The organism is Geodermatophilus sp. SYSU D01176, assembly GCF_054050015.1.
The window spans coordinates 66386-87256 of record NZ_JBJGYN010000001.1 but is presented as its reverse complement, the minus strand read 5'-3'; the positions used below and the strand labels follow the sequence as shown (position 1 = coordinate 87256).

Here is a 20871-nt window from a genome sequence, read left to right as displayed (position 1 = left end):
TCAAGAGGAGCTGAGCTGGGCCGCCGCTACAGCGTGGCGAGGACGTCGAAGTCGTAGCCGTCGGCCACGGCCAGGTGGACCCGCTGCTGGAGGTGGTTGCCGGTGAAGGACACCGGACCGCGCGGCCCGTCGTAGCCCAGCCCGTCGGCGACGGCGAGCATCCGGCGGACGTCGAGGCTGCCGGCGCGCTCCGCGAGCGAGGTGAGGGTCATCAGGCCCTCGTAGCAGGACTCCGCCATGTTGTTCAGCGGCGGCGCGTCGGGACCGTGCTGCTCGGCGTAGGCGCCGCAGAGCTCCAGCGCCGAAGCAGTGGCCAGGGACCGGAAGTAGGAGGCGCAGACGAAGAGGTTCCGCGTCGCGTCGTCCCCGCTGGCCAGGAGCATGTTCTCCTCCATGAGCGGGGTGAAGCGGATCAACCCCTCCTGCAGTCCGTGCTCGGCGAACACCCGGTTGAACTGGACGGCGTCCTGCCCCACGAGGTACAGCAGCACCCCCTGGGCGTCGCTGGCCCGGATGCGCTCGACCACCCCCCGGAAGTCGTCGGTCCCCAGTGGCACGTAGGCCGTGCCGACCAGTTGCAGGTCCAGTCGCCGGGCGAACTCCCGGGTGACCTCGACCGACGCACGGGGCCAGACGTAGTCGTCGCCCACCACGAACCACCGCCGCACGCCGCACACGTCCCGCAGCCAGCGCAGCGCCGGTGCGATCTGCCGGGCGGGCGTCTCCCCGGAGCAGAAGACGCCCGGCCGTGACTCCCCGCCCTCGTACAGCGACGTGTAGACGTAGGGGATCCTCCCCGCGGTCACGGGCGCGACGGCGTGCCGGACCGCCGAGATGTGCCAGCCGGTCACCGCGTCGATCCGCCCGGCGTCGATCAACCGGCCCACGGCGGCCCCCACCTGCCCCGGTGGCGCGCCGCCGTCGATGACCTCGACGGCCAGCTCCCGGCCGAGGACCCCCGAGGCGTTGATGGTCCGCACCGCCGTCGCCGCGACGGCCTCGCAGGACGGGCCGAAGAGGCCGGCCGGGCCCTGCAGGGGCACCACCAGCCCGACCCGCGCGACCTCCGCGGACCGACGGCGCATCGACCCCCCAGGCGTGGACGGCGCGGCAGAGCAGCGGGACGTCCCGGACCTCTGCGAGAATCGGCCCGAGTAGGGGATCACTATGCTGACCTGCCCTGGCCATGGGAAGGGTCCCGGCCGAGGAGAGCGGACATGCGGCAGGAGACGTCGGAGGGCTCGCTGCCCCACGTCGACCTGCTCCAGCAGGTCGCCTCCGGGCTGACCTCACGCGTCGAGGAGATCCTCGCCGACACCGACCTCACCCTGGACCAGTGGCGGGTGCTGCACACCCTGGCCGAGCGCGGACCGCTGTCCATGACGGATCTGAGCGGCCGCACCCGGGTTTCCGGGCCCACCCTGACCCGGATCGTGGACCGCCTGGTCGAGCGCTCGCTGCTCTACCGCAACGTCGACGCGAGCGACCGCCGCCGCGTCGTCGTGCACTCCGCCGACCGCGGCCGGGCGCTGTGCCGGTCGCTGGGCCCGCGGATCGCCGAGGCCGAACGCGACGGACTCGCCGCCCTGTCCGACGGGGAGACACGCACCCTCCGCCGGCTGCTGGAGCGACTGGCCACTCCCTGACCGGGACGCGCCAGGTTGCGCTCCCCGCGGAGGTGCGGGCAGGCTGACGGGAAACTTCCACGTGGAAGGAATCTCTCGTGCCGGCTCCGACGGACTCCCAGCTGTTCGACCTCGGTGACCTGCCGCTGCAGAGCGGCGGGACGCTGCGGGGCGCGCAGCTCGCCTACAAGACGTACGGGACCCTGGCTGCCGACCGGTCCAACGTGATCGTGCACCCGACCTGGTTCAGCGCCTGGCACGACGCCAACGAGTGGTCGATCGGCCCGGGGCTGGCCTGCGACCCGGAGCGGTACTTCATCGTCGTCCCGAACCAGCTCAACAACGGCCTGTCGACCTCGCCGAGCACCACGCCACCGCCGTTCGACGGGCCGCACTTCCCGCCGATCACCTTCTACGACCAGGTCGAGGCCCAGCACCGGCTGCTGACGGAGCAGTGGGGCATCGAGTCGATCGAGCTGGTGCTCGGGTCCTCCATGGGCGCCGGCCAGACCTACCAGTGGGCGGTCAGCCACCCGGAGATGGTCAAGCGTGCCGCGCCCATCGTCGGCTCGAGCCGCACGAGCGAGCACAACCAGGTGTTCCTGAAGAGCCTGCGGGCCACGCTCTCGCTCGACCCGGCGTTCCGGGGCGGTCAGTACACCGCCGACGCACGACCCACGGCCGGCATGCGCGCGTTCGCGCGGATCTACGCCGGGTGGGGGTTGTCCCAGGCCTTCTACTGGCAGCGGGGCTACCGCGAGACGGGGTACTCCTCGCTCGAGGACTTCCTGGTCGGTTTCTGGGAGGGGTTCTGGCTCGACCGGGACCGGGACCCCAACAACCTGCTCGCGATGCTGTGGACCTGGGAGCACGGCGACGTCGGCCGGACGCCGGGCTTCGACGGGGACACCGAGGCGGCGCTGCGCTCCATCCGCTGCCCCCTCGTGGCCATGCCCGCGCGGACCGACCTGTACTTCCCGCCGGAGGACGAGCAGTGGGCCTCCCAGTTCATCGCCCAGGGCGAGGTCCGGGTCATCGACACCATCTGGGGGCACTTCGCCGGACTCGGGATGAACGCCGCCGACAACGCCTTCATCGACCGGACGCTGGCGGAGCTCCTCGACCGTCCCGCCTGAGCGCCCGCCGCACCGTCGCCTCCTGCGGACGACCGGCGCACGCCCCTGCCGAAGCTGGCGGGCGGAGCTCGCCCAGGACGCTCCCGGGGCTCCGCCCGAGGAAGAGCATGCGGGCGACGGATCCGTTCCGCAACAGATGTCTAGGACGTCTCGATGCCGGCCGACGGTTCTGCCGGGCCCGGCGGGGCACCCACCCCCCATGAGCGAGATGGACCCGCAGGACCCGAGCACCCTGTACTCGGAGGGGCCGGTCGCAGCCGAGCCCCCCGAGGAGGACCTGCCCGAGACCTCTCCGCTGCGCGACTCCGGCGGCACGGGGCCGGGCCCGGACGACCTCGACCGGCTGCTCTGACCCCGGGACGCCGAGCGGCCCCCCACCCGCAGGGGTGGAGGGCCGCTCGGCGCGCGGGCCGGACTCAGCCGAGGTAGTTCACGTGGGGGTGGTCCATGTGGTTCGCCGTGGCGCTGCCGCGGTCGGCCATGGCCTTCCACGCGCCGGTCGGCGAGGTCAGGATCCGCTGCTGCCAGATGACGTACTCGACGCCCAGCTCGTCCCAGTGGGCGATGTGGAACGCCACGATGGCGTCGCCGAGGGCGGAGTCGGAGCCGACCATGTAGTCCAGCGCCAGGCCGGACGGGTGGCCGTTCGGGTCGGCCGCGCTGGCGCGGGTGCCGCCGATGGTGATCGAGTCGGCGCCCGGCACCTCGCTGACCACCCGGTTCGCCGCGGCCTGCACCTGCGGGGCCACGTCGCCGGCGCTGTTGCTGATGCTCGCGGTGGCGCTGGTGGCAGCGGGGGCGGCAGCCGGAGCGGCCACGGCGAGCGGGGTCACCGGGGCGGCGGGCACGGAGGCGCCCACCGAGCCCGTGGCGGGGGCCGCGGCGGCCGGTGCGGTGGCCTCCGGGCCGGGCACGACGAGGACCTGACCGGGGAAGATCCGGTTCGGGTCCGCGCCGATGACGTCGGCGTTGCGCTGGTACAGGTCCCGCCACGCCTGCCCGTGGGCGGCGGCGATCTTCGCGATCGTCTCTCCGCGCTCGACGGTGTGGCCCGCCTCGGCGGCGACGGTACCGGCGGCGGGCGTCGCGGCGGGGAGCTCGACGGCGTGCGTCGGGAGGGGACCGGTCGTCCCGGCGAGGGCCTGGGAGGGAGCGCTCAGGACGCCGAACCCGACGACGGTGGCGCCGGCGGCGACGGGCGCCTTGGCGATGACCTTCCTGGTCCGGACATAGCGGGGTGCACGGTGCTTGGCCATGGTGATCTCCGATCACCGCCGGCGAGGTGAGCTGTCGGGTTCGGGCGATCGGTGCCCGGCCGCGGTCCGCGGCTTCACCCCGAGGCGGCCTGTGCCCGAGCTGTGCGCTCGAGGCCCGGCGCGCCGTGGTCGTGGGTCCCCCACCCCTGCCCTGGGATCGGATGGCGTCCGGTGGGCAGGGTTTGGCGGACCGGCGCCGCGCTCTCTCGTTTGCGGAGCGCACACAAAACGTTACGTGTGGTCATGTGAACTGTCGTCGTGACGCCGCTCACATCTGCGTTCACGGGCGGCGAGTCGCAGGTCAGCGCGGCGTGTCACGCCGGTGTACCGGTCGTCACTCCCCCGCCCCGCGGCGCGCCCACTGGCGGCCGCCACGGCGGGAACGCCGAGGTCAGGACGCCGTGCGGTGGGCGTCGAGCCAGGCGACGACGTCGGCCAGCACGTGCTCCTTCTCCGGCTCGTTGTGCGGCTCGTGGAAGAGCCCCTCGTAGACCGTGACCGTGAGGTCGGCGGAGCCGGCGTGGGCGCGCACGACCTCGCTCGCGGCCGGCGGCACGAGCCGGTCTGCGGTGCCGTGCAGCACGAGCAGCGGCATGGTCAGCGAGGGCAGCCGCCGGGGCATGGCCAGTGCGGTGGCCATCAGCTCGGCGCCGGTGCGGGCGACCATCCTCCCGGTGTGGTTGAGCGGGTCGGTGCGGTAGTCGCGGACCACCTCGGGGTCCCGGCTGACCGCCTCCGCGTCCAGCTGCAGGACGCCGAGGTCGGGCAGGACGCGGGAGAGCAGCGGCGCCACGGTCCGCTGGACGACGTTCGCGGCGCTGGTGTCCAGGGCCGCCGCGGAGATGACCGCGCCGGCGACCCTGGCGTCCGGCGTCCCGGTGAGGTACTGCAGGGCGATCAGCCCGCCCAGGCTGTGCCCGTAGACGAACAGCGGGACGCCGGGGTGCTCCGCTGCGGCCAGGCGCACCAGCTCGGCGACCCCGTCGACGGCGGCGGCCATGCTGCCGATGTTGCCGCGCCGGCCCGGGGAGCGGCCGTGGCCGGGGTGGTCGACGGCGTGCACCGCGTAGCCCGCGGCGGCCAGCGTCCCGGCCACGTGCCGGTACCGGCCGCCGTGCTCGTGCGCCCCGTGCACCAGGACGACGGCGCCGACCGGGTCCGCGACGGTCCAGGCCTGGCGGTACTGCCCCGAGGGCAGAGTGCCCTCGACGTGCACGGGCCGGGCAGCGGTCATCGGGGCCTCCTACGCGGTGCGGACTGCCTGCGCATCCTGCAGGAGACCTGGGCCGGTGCCACGCACCGGCCGGCCCTAGGTTGGACCCATGCCGACCACGTCGCCGGGGAGCGCGCCCGGGGGGACCGTCCGCGACCTGGGCCTGCCCGCGCGGGCGGTGACCGCGCTGACCCGGGCCGGGATCACCACCACCGCGCAGCTCGCCGCGCTGACCCGCGCCGAGCTCCAGGCGGTGGACGGGCTGGGTCCGGGCAGCATCGCCGCGATCCGCCGCGTCGTCCCCGAGCCGCCCGGCCGGCTGCCCGCCACCGGGCGGTCGCAGCCGGACCCCGCCCCGCTGTCCTTCCCCGAGTCCGCTGCCGACGACGAGGAGTCGCCCGACGCACCGCGGATCCCGTCGTTCGAGTCGCTGCGCAGCACCCGCCGCCGGACGACGGTCGACCTGATCGTGCCCGCCACGCCACCCCCGGCCGACCCGACACCGACCGCGCCCCGGCCGCCCGACTACGCCGACCTGTACCGCCTCGGTGTGAAGGTGGGCTCGGCCGTCGTGACGCTGCCGGTGCGGCTGGCGCTGCGCGTGGTCCGGGCCCCGGCCCGCCGGCTGCGGCAGCTGATCGGCAGGTAGGGCCGGCCGCCGGCCGGGGTATCCACCGGCCATGAACCCCGAGCGCACCCCCGACGGGCCGCAGGAGAACGCTCCCCCGCTGCCCGAGGACCCCCGCGTCCCCCGGCCCGAGGACGCCGAGCCGACCCGCAGCACGGAGCTCGGCGGCGCGGCTCCCGCCGTCGGGCCCGAGCGGACGGAGCAGCCGGAGACCGACTGAGCGCCGCCACCCGCGGTGCGCCGCCGGTTCCCTCCTCTGACAAGCTCGCGCGGTCGGAGGACCCCACCGTGCAGGAGGACCCGTGCGCGCCGCCCAGATCACCACCCTCGACGGCCCCTCGGCCATCTCGGTCGTCGACCTCCCCGAGCCCGACGCGGACGGGAAGGTGCTGATCGACGTGCACGTCGCCGGGGTGACCTTCCCCGAGGTGCTGCTCAGCCGCGGGCAGTACCAGCTCAAGCCGCCGCTGCCCTTCGTCCCCGGCAGCGAGGTCGCCGGGACGGTGCGCAGCACGCCCGAGGGCAGCGGTCTGCGGCCCGGGCAGCGGGTGGCGGCCTTCCCCGGCTTCGGCGGGTTCGCCGAGGTCGCGGCCGTCGACCCCGGCTTCGTCTTCCCCCTGCCCGACGGCGTGACCTTCGAGCAGGGCGCGGCGCTGCCGATGAACTACCTGACCATGCATTTCGCCCTCGCCCGCCGGGGCCGGCTGCGCGAGGGCGAGACGGTCCTGGTGCACGGCGCCGCGGGCGGCCTGGGGACGGCGGGCATCCAGCTGGCCAAGGCCTACGGCGCACGGGTGCTCGCGGTGGTGTCGAGCGACGCCAAGGGCGAGACCGCACGGGCCGCCGGGGCCGACGAGGTGGTGCTCGCCGACGGGTTCCGCGATCGGGTCACGGAGCTCACCGGCGGGCGCGGCGTCGACGTCGTCGCCGACCCGGTCGGCGGCGACCGCTTCACCGACTCGCTGCGCAGCCTGGCCCGTGAGGGGCGGCTGCTGGTCCTCGGCTTCACCGGCGGGGAGATCCCCACGGTCAAGGTCAACCGGCTGCTGCTGAACAACGTCTCGGTCGTCGGGGTCGGCTGGGGCGCCTTCTGGACGGGCGAACCCGGCTACGTGCAGGAGCAGTGGCGCGACCTGCAGCCGCTGCTCGAGCGCGGCGCCCTCGACCCGGTGCTCGGCTCGGTGCACGACCTGGCCGACGCCGCCGCGGCGGTCACCGAGCTCGACGAGCGCCGCGCCACCGGCAAGGTGCTGCTCCGGGTCCGCTGACGGAGCGCACCCGGTCCTCTGGAGGATCCCGCCGCCGGCCTCGTCCCGGGTCCCGCCCCGAGTCCGCGGAGCGCGGGGAGGACGAGGCCCTTCCACGGCGGCGGGGGGCAGCCGTCCGGCCTGGCGGTGCGGGCGTAGGGCAGCGGCGTCGTCCTCGGCTCGCGACCGGGGGTCAGGCGCTGCGGGTCACAGCAGTGTGACGGATCCGGCGTCCGCGGAGAGGATCCCGGCCGCCGTCCCTACCGTCGGTACATGGACGCGAGGACGATCCAACGCCGCCGGCTCACCCCCGGCGTGCTCGCCGGGGTCCTGCTGCTGGTTCCGCTGGCCGCCTGCAGCGGGGACACCACCACCTCCGGGACCGCCACCACGGACACCGCGGCGCCCGCCGAGGACACCGCCGCGCCGGAGGACACCGGCACCGACAGCGGCGCGAACACCGCCGTCACCTGCACGGGCACCTCCTGCTCGGTCACCCTCTCCGGCGACGGAGCCGAGGCGCAGGTCCTGGGGACGTCGATCGTGCTGGGCGCCGTCGAGAACGGCCGGGCCAGCATCCGGGTCGGGGACCAGGACGTGGCCTGCAGTGAGGGCGAGGGCGTCTCCGCCGGGCCGCTGACGGTCGAGTGCACGACCGTCGCCGAGGACTCCGTCACCATGACGGCATCGCTGGGCTGAGGACGGACCCGGTCCCGGCTCAGCTCGCGTTCCCGCGCCAGCGGAGCACCTCCAGCGCCGCCGCGACGCTGACCACGTTCTCGGCCAGCGGGCGCGGCAGGAGCTCGTCCGCGCGGGCCAGCCGGCGCAGCACCGTGTTGCGGTGGGTGTACAGCCGCTCGGCGGTGCGGGTGGTGCTGCCCAGCTCCCGGACATAGGTCAGCACCGCCTGCTGCGTGTCGGCGTCGGCGTGCAGCAGGTCGCCGAGGGTGTCGGCGAGGAACTGGCCGGCCTGCGTCGGCTCGCCGGTGAGCAGCGCGACCAGTTGCACGTCCTCGTAGCGGGCCACCTGCTGCGGGGAGGTGAGCCGGGCCACCATCCGCTGGGTGGTCGCGGCGTCGAGGTGGCTGCGGCGGAAGCCGTCGACGTCCCGGCCGGGGCGGCCCACGGCCACCCGGACGTCGGGGTGCGCGGCCAGCGAGGCGGCGAGCTGCCCGGCGTGCGGCGCCGTCGCCACCGGCAGCCACACCCACAGCGCGGCGGCGCTGGCGACGACGGTCAGCCGGTGCGCGGCCCCGCTGGCCCGGACGACGGCCTCGGCGGCGGTCTCCAGCTGCTCCGAGGGCGCCCCCGACCCGCTCCAGACGACGACGGCGGTGTGCGGGCCGGTCAGCCCGTAGCCCAGCTGCGCCTCGGCGCGGGCCCGGCCGATCGGGGCGCCCTCCAGCAGCAGGGTGACCGTGGCCCGGCGCTCGGCGGGCGCGCCGCGGGTGAGCTCGTCGCGCTCGGCGCGCATCCGCTCCGACGTCGCCGCGACCGTGTCGTCGATGAAGGTGGCGATCGACAGCGCCGAGACGTCGAGCAGTTCGCGCAGCTCGGCCGGGTCGGAGGTCAGCTCGAAGCAGATCTCCATCCACCGCCGCCAGGCGACGCCCTGGGCGGCGCGGTAGGCGTCCAGCGCCGACTCGTCCAGGCCCCGCCGCACCAGGTCGCGCGCCGTCTCCAGCGCCTCGGCACTGGTGTTGGCCGGCACCCGGCGTCCGGGGTGCTGCACGTTGGCCGCCGCCCAGTGCAGCAGGTTGGCCAGGTTCACCCGGCGGGTCGCCGCGGCGAGCACCGGGTCCTCGGCGACCGGGCGCATCCGCGGCCCGCCGAGGGCGGCGGTGTGCAGCTCCTCGATCCAGTCGTCCCTCGGGTCGAGCGCCACCTCCGCGCCCCGCCGGAACAGCTCGCGCACCCGAGGGGAGACATCGGGCCAGCGCGCAGCACTCCGCACCACGGGCCGAGCATCCTGGTGCGCCGTGCACTGGCGCAAGCGGCGGGCAGCACGGAGAGTCGGACGGGTGACCAGCACGCAGACGCCGGTCGAGCACCTGGACGTGCTCGTCGTCGGGGCCGGGATCTCCGGCATCGGTGCCGGGCGCTACCTGAGGACCGAGCTCCCCGCCACGAGCTTCGCCATCCTGGAGGCCCGCGCGGCCTCCGGCGGCACCTGGGACCTGTTCCGCTACCCCGGCATCCGGTCGGACTCCGACCTGCACACCTTCGGCTACGAGTTCAAGCCCTGGCGGGACGAGCAGTCGATCGCCGACGCGCCGCGGATCCTCGAGTACCTGCGCGAGACGATCACCGAGAACGGCCTCGAGGCCCACATCCGCCACCACCACCGGGTGCTGGCGGCGTCGTGGTCCACCGCCGAGGCGCGCTGGCTGGTCGACGTCGAGCGCACCGACACCGGGGAGCGGCTGCAGCTCTCGGCCGGCTGGCTGTTCTGCGCCGGCGGCTACTACCGCTACGACGAGGGCCACACCCCGCACTTCGAGGGCCGCGAGCGGTTCCGGGGCCCGATCGTCCACCCGCAGCACTGGCCCGAGGACCTCGACTACGCCGGCAAGCGCGTGCTGGTCATCGGCAGCGGCGCCACCGCGGTCACCCTGGTGCCGGCGATGGCCGGGACCGCCGCGACGGTGACCATGCTGCAGCGGACGCCCAGCTACGTGATGCCCGTGCCGCGCCACGACGCGCTGGCCAACCGGCTGCGGTCACTGCTCGGCGAGGAGCGCGCGTACGCGCTGACCCGGCGCAAGAACATCGCCCGCGGCATCGGCATCTGGCGGTTCTGCCAGACGTACCCCAGGGCGGCGCGGAAGCTGATCCGCTGGGTCAACGCCAAGCAGCTGCCGGAGGGCTATCCGGTGGACGTGCACTTCAACCCGCCGTACGACCCGTGGGACCAGCGGCTGTGCGCCGTGCCGGACGGCGACCTGTTCCGCGCCATCCGGAACGGGACGGCGGACGTCGTCACCGACCGGATCGAGACCTTCACCGAGACCGGGGTGCGGCTGGCGTCCGGCCGGGAGCTCGAGGCCGACGTCATCGTCACCGCCACCGGGCTGACCGTGCAGGCCATCGGCGGCATCCGGCTGACCGTGGACGGCGAGCCGGTCCACCTGCCCGACACGATCGCCTACAAGGGGATGATGCTGTCCGGCGTCCCCAACTTCGTGATCGCCATCGGCTACACCAACTCGTCCTGGACGCTGAAGATCGGCCTGCTCTGCGAGCACTTCTGCCGGCTGCTCGCGCACATGGACGCGCACGGCTTCGACGTCGCGCGGCCCCAGCCGAGCGACGCCGACATGCCGACCCGGCCCTTCCTCGACTTCGCCGCCGGCTACATCCGGCGCGCGGTCGACCAGCTCCCCCGCCAGGGCGACCGCCCGCCGTGGCTGACCTCGATGAGCTACGCGACCGACGTCAAGCTGCTGCGCGCCGACAGCGTCACCGACCCCGAGCTGCGGCTGTTCCGCGCCGCCGACCGCGCGGCGGTGACCGCGTGACGGCGACGCAGCAGGTGACCGGGGACCGCCTGGGCCGCGCCTCGTGGCCGCAGCGGACGGTCGATGCCCGGACCTCCGCAGGAGGAACCCGATGAGCAGCGTGCGCGGGAAGGTCGCCGTCGTCACCGGCGCCGCCTCCGGCATCGGCCGGCAGCTGGCCCTCGACCTGGCCGAGCGCGGCGCGCGCCTGGCGCTGTCCGACGTCGACGAGGGGGGCCTCGGCGAGACCGCCGACCGGGCCGCGGCGCTGGGCGGCGCCGTGCACACCGCCCGGCTGGACGTCAGCGACCGCGCGGCCGTCGAGGCGTACGCGACCGCGGTGGCGGAGCACTTCGGCGTCGTCCACCAGGTCTACGACAACGCCGGCGTGGCCGGCGGCGGCACGGTGCTCGACAGCGAGTGGGCCGACTACGAGCGGATCCTGTCGATCAACCTGTTCGGCGTCATCCACGGCACCAAGGCGTTCCTGCCGCACCTGGTCGCCTCCGGCGACGGGCACGTCGTCAACGTGTCCAGCCTCAACGGCCTCATGGGCCAGGGCCGGATGACGGCGTACTGCGCCAGCAAGTTCGGCGTCCGCGGGTTCACCGAGAGCCTGCGCGCCGAGCTGCTCGCCGCCGGACAGCCGGTGCAGGTCACCGTCGTCCACCCCGGCGGGGTGCGGACGAACATCGCCAGGGCGGCGTTCGAGCACTCCCGGGCCCGCGGCGCCGCCGTCACCCCGGCCGACGAGGCCCGCCGTCGGGTCTACGAGGAGAAGCTGCTCAGGATGCCGCCGGAGCAGGCCGCGCGGATCATCGTCGACGGCGTCGAGGCCGGGAAGCCGCGCGTGCTCGTCGGCAACGACGCCCGGGCCGTGGACCTGCTGGTCCGGCTGGCGCCGCGGCTCTACCCGGTGCTGGCCGCCCGCGCCGAACGCCGCTTCGCCTCCTGACCCGCGCGCCCGGTCCGCGCCGGCCGGAGGGGTCAGGGACCGCCGGCGTCCGGCACGCGGGCGACGTCGGCCCCGCCCCCCGCCGACGGATACCGGTCGAACGCGGCGAGGTCGGCCAGCTGGAGGGTGCGCGCGACGTCGCTCGGCGAGACGACGCCGACGACGCGGCCGCCGTCGAGGACGACCGCGCGACCGTCGCTGCACCCCTCAATGCGCGGCAACAGCTCGGTGAGCGGCTCCCCGGGCCGGGCGACCGGGATCTCCGGCGGCGGGCAGGCGACGTCCCGCAGGCGCGTCGTGGCCCGGGCCGCGGGCGGTACCGCGCGCAGCCGGTTCAGGGTCACGAGACCGACCAGGTGACCCGAGGGGTCGACGAGGGGTAGGTGCTGAAGCGCCGGACCAGGGCCACCTCGTGCAGGAACCGTTCCACGGTCAGGTCGGGGTCGGCGACCAGCGCGGGGCTGGTCATGACCGTGCCGACGGCCAGCCCGCCCAAGCGGCCGGACACCCGCGCGTGCTGCTCCTCGGCCGTGGCGGCGTTCACCACGAACAGCCCGACGAGTGCGAGCCACAGCCCACCGAACCCCCGGCCGGTGACGAGCTGCAGGAAGCCCAGGGCGATCAGCGCGAAGCCGAAGACCCGGCCTGCCCTCGCAGCGGTCACGGCCGAGGACCACGCGTCGCCCCGGAGGCGCCACAGGAACGCCCGCAGCAGCCGCCCGCCGTCGAGCGGGGCGGCCGGGACGAGGTTGAAGACGGCGAGCGCCACGTTGATGCCGGCGAGGTACTCGAGGACGGCCACCGGCAGCCCGTCGGCCCCGGCGACCCGCGCCAGCACAGCCAAGGCCATGAGGAGGGCGCCGAGGACGAGGCTGGTGAGGGGGCCGACGCCGGCGATGCGGAACTCCGCTCCGGGCGTTCGGGCCCCGCCCCTCAGCCGCGCCACACCCCCGAGCAGCCACAGGGTGATGCCCTCCACCTCGACCCCGTTGCGTCGGGCCACCAGGGCGTGGGCCATCTCGTGGGCCAGCAGCGAGGCGAGGAAGGCCACCGCGGCCGCCACCCCGGCGGCGACGTACGCGGCGGCGCCGCGGCCGGGCAGCACGAGCGGGAACCGGCCGAAGGCCAGTCCTCCGGCGATGATCAGGACGATCACCAGGACGCTGGCGTTCACACCGACGCGGATGCCGGCGATCCGGCCCAGGCCGAAGGTCTCGCTCACGTTCCCCTCCTCGGTGACGGTGCCGGTGGGAGGTCCCTGCGGACCCGGTGCCCCCGGCAGGAGGCGGTGACACGCGGAGGAGCCCGTGACAGGCTCCGGCCGACGTGATCCCGACCGCGCACCACCCTGACGATCAGGAGGATCGATGGCCTTCCGCGGCATGATGGCGCGCCTGGGCTCCGGCGGCGCCGGTGTCGAGACCGTGCTCGACCGGCCGGAGACGACGCCGGGCGGTGCCGTCACCGGCACCGTGCACGTGACCGGGGGCTCGGTCGCCCAGGACGTCACCGAGGTGCGCGTCGCGCTGCAGGCGACGGTGGAGGTCGAGAGCGGTGACTCCTCCTGGCGCGAGGAGGTCACGTTCGGCACCGCGGCGATCGCCGGCGCCGCGCGGATCGAGCCGGGTGAGCGGCGCAGCGTGCCGTTCAGCCTGCCGGTGCCCTGGCAGTGCCCGATCACCGCGATCGACGGCTGGCACCTGCGCGGCATGCGCGTCGGGCTGCGCACCCGGCTCGACATCGCGGGTGCGGTCGACCCCGGCGACCTCGACCCGGTCACCGTGCTGCCGTTGCCGGTACAGCGCACCGTGCTGCACGCGCTCGACGGCCTGGGCTTCGCCTTCCGCGGCGCCGACGTGGAGAAGGGCCGCATCTGGGGCAGCGAGCTGCCCTTCTACCAGGAGGTCGAGTTCTCCCCACCGCCCGGCCTGCGCGGGCGGGTCAACGAGCTGGAGGTCACCTTCCTGGCCGATCCGCAGGGCGTGGACGTCGTCCTGGAGGTCGACCGGCGCGGGGGGCTGCTCAGCGAGGGCCGGGACGTGGGCGGCCGGCTGCGGCTGGCGCACACCGACACCGACGTCCGCGCGGTGGCCGCGCACCTCGACGCCGCCGTCCGGCAGCTGGGCGCCCGCCGCGGCTGGTTCTGAGCCTCCGGGGTCGGACGACGCGGTGCCGACAGTCCACCGGTCGCCGCGCCTCCGGGACGCCGGCCAGCCCTCCGCGGCGCCGGTCGCCGCGTCAGCCCGGGACATGACGATCTCGTGACGGAACCGGGGTGAGGGTGGGGCCCCCGCGGCGTGCTGGGCAGGGGACCGGTGTCCCCGCACACCGCACGACCGGAGGCCTCCTCGATGCCCGCCAGATCCGCCCTGCCGTCCGCCCGGAGCCGCCTGGTGGCGACCGCCGCCGGCGCGCTGCTCGCGCTGGCCGGGTGCGGCGGCGCCGAGCCGGACCTCGCGCTCTCGGACGATCCGGCCGAGGTCGAGGGCGGGGCCGTCGGGCCGGACGTGCGGCTCGGCGAGGACGTGGGGCTGCAGCAGGTGCAGGTGCAGCTGGAGTGGCCGCTGGACGGGGTGTACGAGCCCGGCGAGGACGCGCGGTTGTTCATGGCGGTCACCAACACCGGCGGCGAGCCGGTGACGCTGACCGACATCAGCGGGCCGGACTTCGGCGGGGTCCGGGTCGAGACCGCCGAGGGTCAGGGACTGCCGCTGACCGTGGACGCGGAGGACAACCTGTACGTCGGCGCCGAGGGGCCGCCCGAGGTGGTGCTGCTCGACCTGGGGCGGGAGCTGCGCTCGTCGCAGTCGATCCCGGTCACCTTCACGTTCGGCGAGGCGGGCGAGGTGACCGTCGACGTGCCGGTGTCCGCGGAGGGGCAGACGCCGACGCCGCCGTTCGACTTCCCGGACGACGACCCCGACCAGGACCCGACCGAGGACGGCACGACCGGTCCGGCCCCCACGACCTGAGCCGGCCCGGCCTCTCGACGGGACCGGGTCGGGTCGGCGCTGCGGGCGCCCATCCCCCGGGACCTCGCCGCGCCTGCCGGCGCTGCCGCTCGGCGTCGCGGGGCCAGCCCGGTGCCGGGTGCCAGCACGAGACGAAGGCGCAGCTCAGCGGCGCACCCGCTCAACCGCCGGCAGACGGCCCGGGCGCTTGTGCCTGTCGGCGCACCCTCCTAGCCTCCTGCCCACGTGCCCCCTCACGGAGCACGCCGAGGTCAGGAGGCTGCGATGAAGAAGCTGATCAACGACCCCGCGGACGTCGTCCCGGAGGCGCTGCGCGGCCTGGCCGCAGCCCACCCCGAGCTGCGGGTCGACCACGAGAACCGCGTCGTCTTCCGCGGCGACGCCCCCCGGCAGGGCAAGGTCGGCCTGGTCTCCGGCGGCGGTTCGGGTCACGAGCCGATGCACGCCGGCTTCGTGGGCGTCGGGATGCTCGACGCCGCGTGCGCCGGTGAGGTGTTCACCTCGCCGGTCCCCGACCAGATGGTGGCGGCGACCCGCGGCGTCGACGGCGGGGCCGGGGTGCTGCACATCGTGAAGAACTACACCGGCGACGTCATGAACTTCGAGATGGCCGCGGAGCTGGTCCAGGCCGAGTCCGACACCGAGGTGGTCGCGGTGGTCACCGACGACGACGTCGCCGTCCAGGACAGCCTCTACACGGCGGGACGGCGGGGGGTCGGCGTCACCGTCCTCGTCGAGAAGCTGGCCGGCGCCGCCGCCGAGGAGGGCCGGTCGCTGGCCCAGGTCGCCGACATCGCCAAGCGGGTCAACGCCAACGGCCGGAGCATGGGCATGGCGCTCACCTCCTGCACGGTCCCCGCGGCCGGCCGGCCGACGTTCGACCTGCCGGACGACGAGATGGAGATCGGCATCGGCATCCACGGGGAGCCGGGCCGCCGCCGCGTTCCGCTGGCGCCGGCGCGGGAGGTGGCCGAGATGCTGCTCGAGCCGGTCCTCTCCGACCTGGACATGACCGGCGGCGACGGCGTGATCGCGTTCGTCAACGGCATGGGCGGCACACCGCTGCTCGAGCTCTACCTGATGTACGCCGAGGTGGTCGCCGTCCTGGAGAAGGCCGGGGTGGGCGTCGCCCGCAACCTCGTCGGCTCGTACATGACCAGCCTGGACATGGCCGGCTGCTCGGTCACCCTGCTCCGGGCGGACGACGAGCTGCTGCGGCTGTGGGACGCGCCGGTGCGCACCCCGTCCCTGCGCTGGGGCGCATGAGCGCCGTCGACGCCGCCGCGCTCACCGCCTGGGTCGGGGAGTTCGCCCGGCTGGTGCACGAGCAGCGCGACCGGCTCACCCAGCTCGACGCGGCCATCGGGGACGCCGACCACGGCGCCAACCTCGACCGCGGGATGACGGCGACCGTCGCCGCCCTCGAGGCCCAGCCCGCGGACGACGCCGCCGCGGTCCTCAAGACGGTGGCGACGACGTTGATCAAGACGGTCGGCGGCGCCAGCGGCCCGCTCTACGGCACCTTCTTCCTCCGCGCGGCTGGTGCGCTCGACGGTGTCACCGACCCGGCCCACCCCGGCGCCGCGCTCGCGAAGGCGGTCCGCGCCGGGTACGACGGCGTCGTCGCGCGGGGCAAGGCCGAACGGGGGGACAAGACGATGCTCGACGCGCTCGGCCCGGCGTGCGACGCGCTCGACGAGGCGGTGGCCGCCGGCAAGCCGCTGGACGAGGCCCTGCGCGCGGCCGCGGAGGCGGCCGCCCGCGGGCGGGACGCCACCGAGCCGCTGGTCGCCCGCAAGGGCCGGGCGAGCTACCTCGGCGAGCGCAGCGCCGGCCACATCGACCCCGGCGCGGCCTCGGCGACGCTGCTGGTGGAGGCCGCCGCGACCGCGCTGGCCGGCCGGGGCTGACCCGTGCCGGTCGGACTGGTCGTCGTGTCGCACAGCCGCGCCCTCGCCGACGCCGCGGTCGAGCTGGCCCGCGGCATGCTGCCCGGTCGGGAGCTCGCCGTCGAGACAGCGGCCGGTGACGTCGACGGCGGTCTCGGCACCGACGCCACCGCGATCGCCGACGCGGTCACCGCGGCCGACAGCGGGGACGGCGTCGTGGTGCTGATGGACCTGGGCAGCGCCGTCCTCTCCGCCGAGACCGCCCTGGAGCTGCTCGACGACGGCCTCCGCGAACGGGTGGTCCTCTCCCCCGCGCCGCTCGTCGAGGGTCTCGTCGGCGCGGCGGTCACCGCCGCCGCGGGCGCCGACCGGGACCGGGTCGCGGCCGAGGCCCTGCGGGGACTCGCGCCCAAGCAGGCCCACCTGTCCGGCGGCTGAGCGCTCCGGGCATCCGCCCGGCCCGGGTCACCCGAACCGCTCGCAGCTCCCGTCCTGGGCCCCGTCGACGACGAGCACCCCGGAGCCGGCCAGGGGCACGGCGAGGTGGCCCTGGCGTGGGCGGGACAGCCCGTCGGCACCGCTCCAGGTGTGGCCGGCGAGATCGAGGGTGTGGCAGTCCGAGCGCGTGCCGGCGGGCCCCTCCCCGCCGGCCACCAGGACCGAGCCGTCCGGGAGCAGCGTCGTGGTGTGCGCGTCCCGGGGTTCGGTCAGCGGCGGCTCGAGGGACCACGCCCCCGCGGCGCCCGACCAGCGCTCCACCACGTCGGTGTAGCCGTCCCCGCCCGGCTCGCTGCCGCAGACCATGAGCGCGCCGCCGTCCGGGAGTGCGACCAGGCTCTGACCGGCCCGGTCCAGGGACATGTGCGGCACGGAGAGGCCGCCGACCGCCTGCCACGCTCCGGTGGCCGGGTCGTACACCTCGCACTCCCGGGTCAGGTACTCGACCGGCTCGCCGTCGCCGCCGATCCCCGCGCACGCCCCTCCGGCCAGGAGGATGCGCCCGTCCGACAGGCGGCACTCGTACGTGTGCAGTCGTGCGGTGATCGGTGACGGCACCGTGTCGACCTGGCCGCCGTCGAGGTCGATCGAGCGGAACTCCATGTCGTCGAGCAGCGACTCCGGTGCGGACAGGACCAGCAGCCGGCCGCCGTCCACCCAGGCTCCGCTCACCCGGCTCATGAAGGGTGGCACGACCGTCGCCGTCCACTGCCCGGTGGACGCGCTCCACCGCTCCAGGACGGTGTCGACCGCGCCCTCGTCGCCGCCGACCAGGACGGCGCCCCCGGCCACGGCGAGCAGCACCCCGCGGTCGTGTGCCTGGACCAGTGGTCCGGTCGGGGTCCACGTGCCGGACTGCGGGTCGTACACCTCCGCCGTCGTGAGGAGGGCGCCCTGGGCGTCGCGGCCTCCTGCGACGAGGACCCGGCCGTCGGCGAGCACCGCCGCAGACCGCAGGCTCCTGCTGACGCTCATGCTGCCGGTCGGGGTGAAGCCGGGCATGGGGACCTCCGCACCGACGTCGCGCGACCCGCCCAGGCTGGGCGGACGGCGTCACGCCGACGTCACCGGCGGCACCCGACGGCCACGGGACGTCGGCGCCACGGCGGTGTCGGACCCGGCTGCCACCATGGCGCGGTGCTGTTCGCCGACGTCGTCGCCGCCTCCGCCGCGGTGGCGGCCACCCGCTCGCGCACCGCCAAGGCCACGGCCATCGCCGACCTGCTGCGCCGCGCGGACGGCGAGGAGGTGCGACCGGTCACCGCCTGGCTGGCCGGCGATCCGCTGCAGGGCCGGCTCGGGGTCGGCTGGCGCACGCTCACCCGCCTCGCCCACGACCCGGCCGACTCCCCGCGGCTGACCGTGCCCGACGTCGACCGGGACCTCACCGGGCTGGCCGGCACCTCGGGCGCGGGGTCCGCGGCCCGGCGGGAGGCGGTCCTCGAGCGCCTGTTCACCGGTGCGACGGCCGAGGAGCAGCGCTTCCTGGTCCGCCTGCTCACCGGGGAGCTCCGGCAGGGCGCGCTGGAGGGCGTCGTCCTCGACGCGATCGCCACCGCGGCCGGCGTCCCAGCGCCGACCGTCCGACGGGCGTTCATGCTCTCCGGCAGCCTGCCCGGGACCGCGGCCACCGCCCTCGACGGCGGGACGACCGCGCTGGAGGCCGTGCACCTGCAGGTCGGCCGCCCGGTGCGGCCGATGCTGGCCAGCCCCGGCTCCTCGCTGGACGCGGCGCTGGAGGACCTCGGCGACGACGTCACCGTCGAGCACAAGCTGGACGGCGCCCGCATCCAGGTGCACCGCGACGGCGACGTCGTCCGGGTCTGGACCCGCACGCTGCGCGAGGTGACCGACGGCGTGCCCGAGCTGGTGGAGCAGGTCCGGGCGCTGCCGTGCCGCGCCGCCGTCCTCGACGGGGAGACCCTCGCTCTGGACGACGACGGCCGGCCGCGCGCCTTCCAGGACACGATGAGCCGCTTCGGCAGCGACGCCCCCGACCCCGCCGTCGTCCTCAGCCCGTTCTTCTTCGACCTGCTGCACCTCGACGGCCGCGACCTGCTCGACGAGCCGCTGGCCCTCCGCCTCGACGCGCTGGCGCAGCTGCTCGCGGGCGAGGAGCACGCGGCGCTGCGGATGCCCGGCGTCCGCCGGCCCACTCCCGAGCAGGCGGCCGAGGTGCTCGACGGCGCGCTGACCGCGGGGCACGAGGGCGTGGTGGTCAAGGCGCTCGACGCGCCCTACGCCGCCGGCCGGCGGGGCAGGGCGTGGCAGAAGGTCAAGCCGGTGCACAGCCTCGACCTGGTGGTGATCGGCGCGGAGTGGGGGTACGGCCGCCGCTCCGGGAAGCTCTCCAACATCCACCTCGGCGCGCGGGACCCCGACGGGGGCGAGCCGGTGATGGTCGGCAAGACCTTCAAGGGGATGACCGACGAGCTGCTGGACTGGCAGACGGCCACGTTCCCCGGGCTCGCTCGCGAGCGGACCGAGTGGGGCGTGCTGCTGAGACCGGAGCTGGTCGTCGAGGTCGCCCTGGACGGCGCCCAGCGCAGCCCCCGCTACCCCGGCGGCGTCGCGCTGCGCTTCGCCCGGGTGCTGCGCTACCGGCCGGACCGGTCACCGGCCGACGCCGACACGCTCGACGCCGTGCGGGCGCTGCTCGCGGGGGGCTGAGGGGCCTCAGGCGGGGACGGCGGGGGCGTCCCAGTCGACGGAGTGGGCCCGCATCCAGGCCGTCGGGTCCCGGCGCCGCAGCACGAGGGGCATGAGCAGGTCGCGGGCGACGCGGCCGACGGCAGGCGGTGACTTGGTGCTGCTGGTGCGGAAGCCCTGGGCGACCACCCGCTCCACCCGATCCCGGCGCAGTCCCTCGAACACCTCGAGCGCCGCGGGGAGGGGCAGGTCGCGCAGGCAGCGGGCCAGCACGACGGCGTCCTCGACGGCGAGCGAGGAGCCCTGGCCGGCCGCCGGCGACGTGGCGTGCGCGGCGTCCCCGATCAGCACGATGCGCCCGGCGGACCACCGGCGCACGGTCGGGACGTCGTACGTCGCCCACCCGCGCAGCGGCCCCGGCGTGGCCTCGACGAGAGCCATCACCGGCGACCGGTCACCGCCGTACAGGTCGGCCAGCAGGGCCCGCCACTCCGCGTCCGAGGTCTCCGCCACCTCGCCGGGCGCCGGCTCGCGGGCCAGCGGCGGGTTCGCGAACCACCAGGTCCCCCCGGTCGGCGCCACGAGGTAGCCGGCGAACGCGCGCCGGCCGAACACCATCGTGAGCCGGCCGACCTCGGCGCCGGCCGGCACGTGTCCGGAGTAGCCGGCGGTGTTGAGCACCGGCACGAAGCGGGGCGCCGCGCCGCCGGGGTCGACCAGCGCCCGGACGGTGGAGCGGACGCCGTCGGCGCCGATGAGGAGGTCCGCGGACTCGGTGCGGCCGTCGGCGAAGGACGCCGTCACCGCCGAGGCGGTGCAGCACGCGTCGACCAGGCGGGAGCCGTAGCGCACCTGCACGCCGCGGCGCAGGGCCTCGGCGTGCAGCGCCCGGTAGAGGTCGGAGCGCCGCATCGAGAGGCCGACGCGCCCGCCGGGGCCCGACGTGGGGACCGCCCCCAGCACCTTGCCGGTCCAGCTGCGGAACTCGATGACCGGCGTCTCGAAGCCCGCGCCGGCGACCGCCCGCTCCGCGCCGATCGCCCGCAGCGCGTCCAGCCCGTTGGACTGCAGGCCCAGCCACGCGCCGACGTCGCCCGCGGGGCCGGTGTGCGCCTCGTGCACGGTGGCCTCGATGCCGGCTCGCTGCAGGGCCATCGCCGCGACGGGTCCGGCGACCCCGCCGCCGACGACGATCGCTCGGGTCATGCCGGCACCTCCCCCGCGTCGTCCCGTCCCCGGGAGGGCATCTCCCCACAGCCCGGCGCCGGATGCCACCCCTCCGGGCGCGCGGGAAGCGAGGCGCGCC

Annotated in this window: 23 protein-coding genes; 15 read left to right on the top strand and 8 right to left on the bottom strand. The window is 75.6% G+C overall.

Annotated features, from left to right (window positions below; genetic code table 11):
- Positions 1-26: 26 nt before the first annotated feature.
- Entirely contained in the window at positions 27-1085 is a 1059-nt protein-coding gene (locus ACI78Z_RS00455; protein ID WP_457034538.1) for a substrate-binding domain-containing protein, read from the bottom strand.
- A gap of 132 nt (positions 1086-1217) precedes the next feature.
- On the opposite strand from ACI78Z_RS00455, the gene ACI78Z_RS00450 reads away from it, so the two are divergent.
- The 3 genes from ACI78Z_RS00450 to ACI78Z_RS00440 all read left to right on the top strand — a co-directional run bounded on the left by ACI78Z_RS00450 (position 1218) and on the right by ACI78Z_RS00440 (position 3113).
- Entirely contained in the window at positions 1218-1646 is a 429-nt protein-coding gene (locus tag ACI78Z_RS00450) for a MarR family winged helix-turn-helix transcriptional regulator (protein WP_457034537.1), read from the top strand.
- A 77-nt stretch (positions 1647-1723) separates the two neighbouring features.
- Complete coding sequence (locus tag ACI78Z_RS00445) at positions 1724-2761, top strand: alpha/beta fold hydrolase (RefSeq protein WP_457034536.1); 1038 nt, start codon at positions 1724-1726, stop codon at positions 2759-2761.
- A 199-nt stretch (positions 2762-2960) separates the two neighbouring features.
- Complete coding sequence (locus ACI78Z_RS00440; RefSeq protein WP_457034535.1) at positions 2961-3113, top strand: hypothetical protein; 153 nt, start codon at positions 2961-2963, stop codon at positions 3111-3113.
- Between the two features lie 64 nt (positions 3114-3177).
- Here the strand turns inward: ACI78Z_RS00440 and ACI78Z_RS00435 are convergent, their stop codons facing one another.
- Both ACI78Z_RS00435 and ACI78Z_RS00430 read right to left on the bottom strand, forming a co-directional pair.
- Positions 3178-4017, bottom strand: coding sequence for a LysM peptidoglycan-binding domain-containing protein (locus tag ACI78Z_RS00435; protein ID WP_457034534.1), 840 nt, complete (start codon positions 4015-4017; stop codon positions 3178-3180).
- A gap of 391 nt (positions 4018-4408) precedes the next feature.
- Positions 4409-5251, bottom strand: coding sequence for an alpha/beta hydrolase (locus ACI78Z_RS00430; protein ID WP_457034533.1), 843 nt, complete (start codon positions 5249-5251; stop codon positions 4409-4411).
- Positions 5252-5339: 88 nt separating this feature from the next.
- Between ACI78Z_RS00430 and ACI78Z_RS00425 the strand changes: the two genes are divergently transcribed.
- The 4 genes from ACI78Z_RS00425 (at position 5340) to ACI78Z_RS00410 (ending at position 7804) form a co-directional block, all read left to right on the top strand.
- Entirely contained in the window at positions 5340-5879 is a 540-nt protein-coding gene (locus ACI78Z_RS00425) for a DNA-directed RNA polymerase subunit alpha C-terminal domain-containing protein (protein WP_457034532.1), read from the top strand.
- 31 nt (positions 5880-5910) lie between these two features.
- The gene (locus tag ACI78Z_RS00420) at positions 5911-6078 is read left to right on the top strand and encodes a hypothetical protein (protein ID WP_457034531.1); all 168 of its coding nucleotides are present in this window, start codon (positions 5911-5913) and stop codon (positions 6076-6078) included.
- 82 nt (positions 6079-6160) lie between these two features.
- On the top strand, positions 6161-7126 hold the full coding sequence (locus tag ACI78Z_RS00415) for an NADPH:quinone oxidoreductase family protein (RefSeq protein ID WP_457034530.1): 966 nt from the start codon (positions 6161-6163) through the stop codon (positions 7124-7126).
- A gap of 252 nt (positions 7127-7378) precedes the next feature.
- On the top strand, positions 7379-7804 hold the full coding sequence (locus tag ACI78Z_RS00410; RefSeq protein ID WP_457034529.1) for a hypothetical protein: 426 nt from the start codon (positions 7379-7381) through the stop codon (positions 7802-7804).
- 19 nt (positions 7805-7823) lie between these two features.
- Here the strand turns inward: ACI78Z_RS00410 and ACI78Z_RS00405 are convergent, their stop codons facing one another.
- Positions 7824-9062 carry a PucR family transcriptional regulator gene (locus ACI78Z_RS00405; protein WP_457034528.1) on the bottom strand — a complete coding sequence of 413 codons (1239 nt, stop codon included), beginning with the start codon at positions 9060-9062 and terminating at the stop codon, positions 7824-7826.
- Between the two features lie 64 nt (positions 9063-9126).
- On the opposite strand from ACI78Z_RS00405, the gene ACI78Z_RS00400 reads away from it, so the two are divergent.
- A complete protein-coding gene (locus ACI78Z_RS00400) occupies positions 9127-10623 on the top strand; it encodes a flavin-containing monooxygenase (RefSeq protein ID WP_457034527.1) in 1497 nt (498 codons plus the stop codon).
- Positions 10624-10714: 91 nt separating this feature from the next.
- Positions 10715-11557 carry an SDR family NAD(P)-dependent oxidoreductase gene (locus ACI78Z_RS00395; protein WP_457034526.1) on the top strand — a complete coding sequence of 281 codons (843 nt, stop codon included), beginning with the start codon at positions 10715-10717 and terminating at the stop codon, positions 11555-11557.
- Positions 11558-11589: 32 nt separating this feature from the next.
- On the opposite strand, the gene ACI78Z_RS00390 is transcribed toward ACI78Z_RS00395, so the two are convergent.
- Together ACI78Z_RS00390 and ACI78Z_RS00385 are read right to left on the bottom strand one after the other, a co-directional pair.
- Positions 11590-11901, bottom strand: coding sequence for a CBS domain-containing protein (locus ACI78Z_RS00390; protein ID WP_457034525.1), 312 nt, complete (start codon positions 11899-11901; stop codon positions 11590-11592).
- Positions 11898-12779, bottom strand: coding sequence for a site-2 protease family protein (locus tag ACI78Z_RS00385; RefSeq protein ID WP_457034524.1), 882 nt, complete (start codon positions 12777-12779; stop codon positions 11898-11900). Before ACI78Z_RS00385 ends, ACI78Z_RS00390 begins: the two co-directional genes overlap by 4 nt.
- Positions 12780-12924: 145 nt before the next feature.
- Here ACI78Z_RS00385 and ACI78Z_RS00380 point away from each other — a divergent pair, with 145 nt between their 5' ends.
- The 5 genes from ACI78Z_RS00380 (at position 12925) to dhaM (ending at position 16856) form a co-directional block, all read left to right on the top strand.
- A complete protein-coding gene (locus ACI78Z_RS00380) occupies positions 12925-13704 on the top strand; it encodes a sporulation protein (protein WP_457034523.1) in 780 nt (259 codons plus the stop codon).
- Positions 13705-13950: 246 nt separating this feature from the next.
- Complete coding sequence (locus tag ACI78Z_RS00375) at positions 13951-14529, top strand: hypothetical protein (protein WP_457034522.1); 579 nt, start codon at positions 13951-13953, stop codon at positions 14527-14529.
- Positions 14530-14793: 264 nt separating this feature from the next.
- Complete coding sequence (dhaK, locus tag ACI78Z_RS00370; protein ID WP_457034521.1) at positions 14794-15795, top strand: dihydroxyacetone kinase subunit DhaK; 1002 nt, start codon at positions 14794-14796, stop codon at positions 15793-15795.
- Positions 15792-16439 carry a dihydroxyacetone kinase subunit DhaL gene (gene dhaL / locus ACI78Z_RS00365; RefSeq protein ID WP_457034520.1) on the top strand — a complete coding sequence of 216 codons (648 nt, stop codon included), beginning with the start codon at positions 15792-15794 and terminating at the stop codon, positions 16437-16439. The genes dhaK and dhaL overlap by 4 nt, the downstream gene beginning before the upstream one ends.
- A 3-nt stretch (positions 16440-16442) precedes the next feature.
- Positions 16443-16856, top strand: a complete 414-nt coding sequence (dhaM, locus tag ACI78Z_RS00360) for a dihydroxyacetone kinase phosphoryl donor subunit DhaM (RefSeq protein ID WP_457034519.1) — start codon at positions 16443-16445, stop codon at positions 16854-16856.
- A 27-nt stretch (positions 16857-16883) separates the two neighbouring features.
- Here dhaM and ACI78Z_RS00355 read toward each other — a convergent pair whose 3' ends face one another.
- On the bottom strand, positions 16884-17918 hold the full coding sequence (locus ACI78Z_RS00355) for a Kelch repeat-containing protein (protein WP_457034518.1): 1035 nt from the start codon (positions 17916-17918) through the stop codon (positions 16884-16886).
- A 135-nt stretch (positions 17919-18053) separates the two neighbouring features.
- Between ACI78Z_RS00355 and ACI78Z_RS00350 the strand changes: the two genes are divergently transcribed.
- The gene (locus ACI78Z_RS00350; protein ID WP_457034517.1) at positions 18054-19586 is read left to right on the top strand and encodes an ATP-dependent DNA ligase; all 1533 of its coding nucleotides are present in this window, start codon (positions 18054-18056) and stop codon (positions 19584-19586) included.
- Between the two features lie 6 nt (positions 19587-19592).
- Here ACI78Z_RS00350 and ACI78Z_RS00345 read toward each other — a convergent pair whose 3' ends face one another.
- Entirely contained in the window at positions 19593-20771 is a 1179-nt protein-coding gene (locus ACI78Z_RS00345) for an FAD-dependent oxidoreductase (protein ID WP_457034516.1), read from the bottom strand.
- Positions 20772-20871 lie beyond the last annotated feature (100 nt).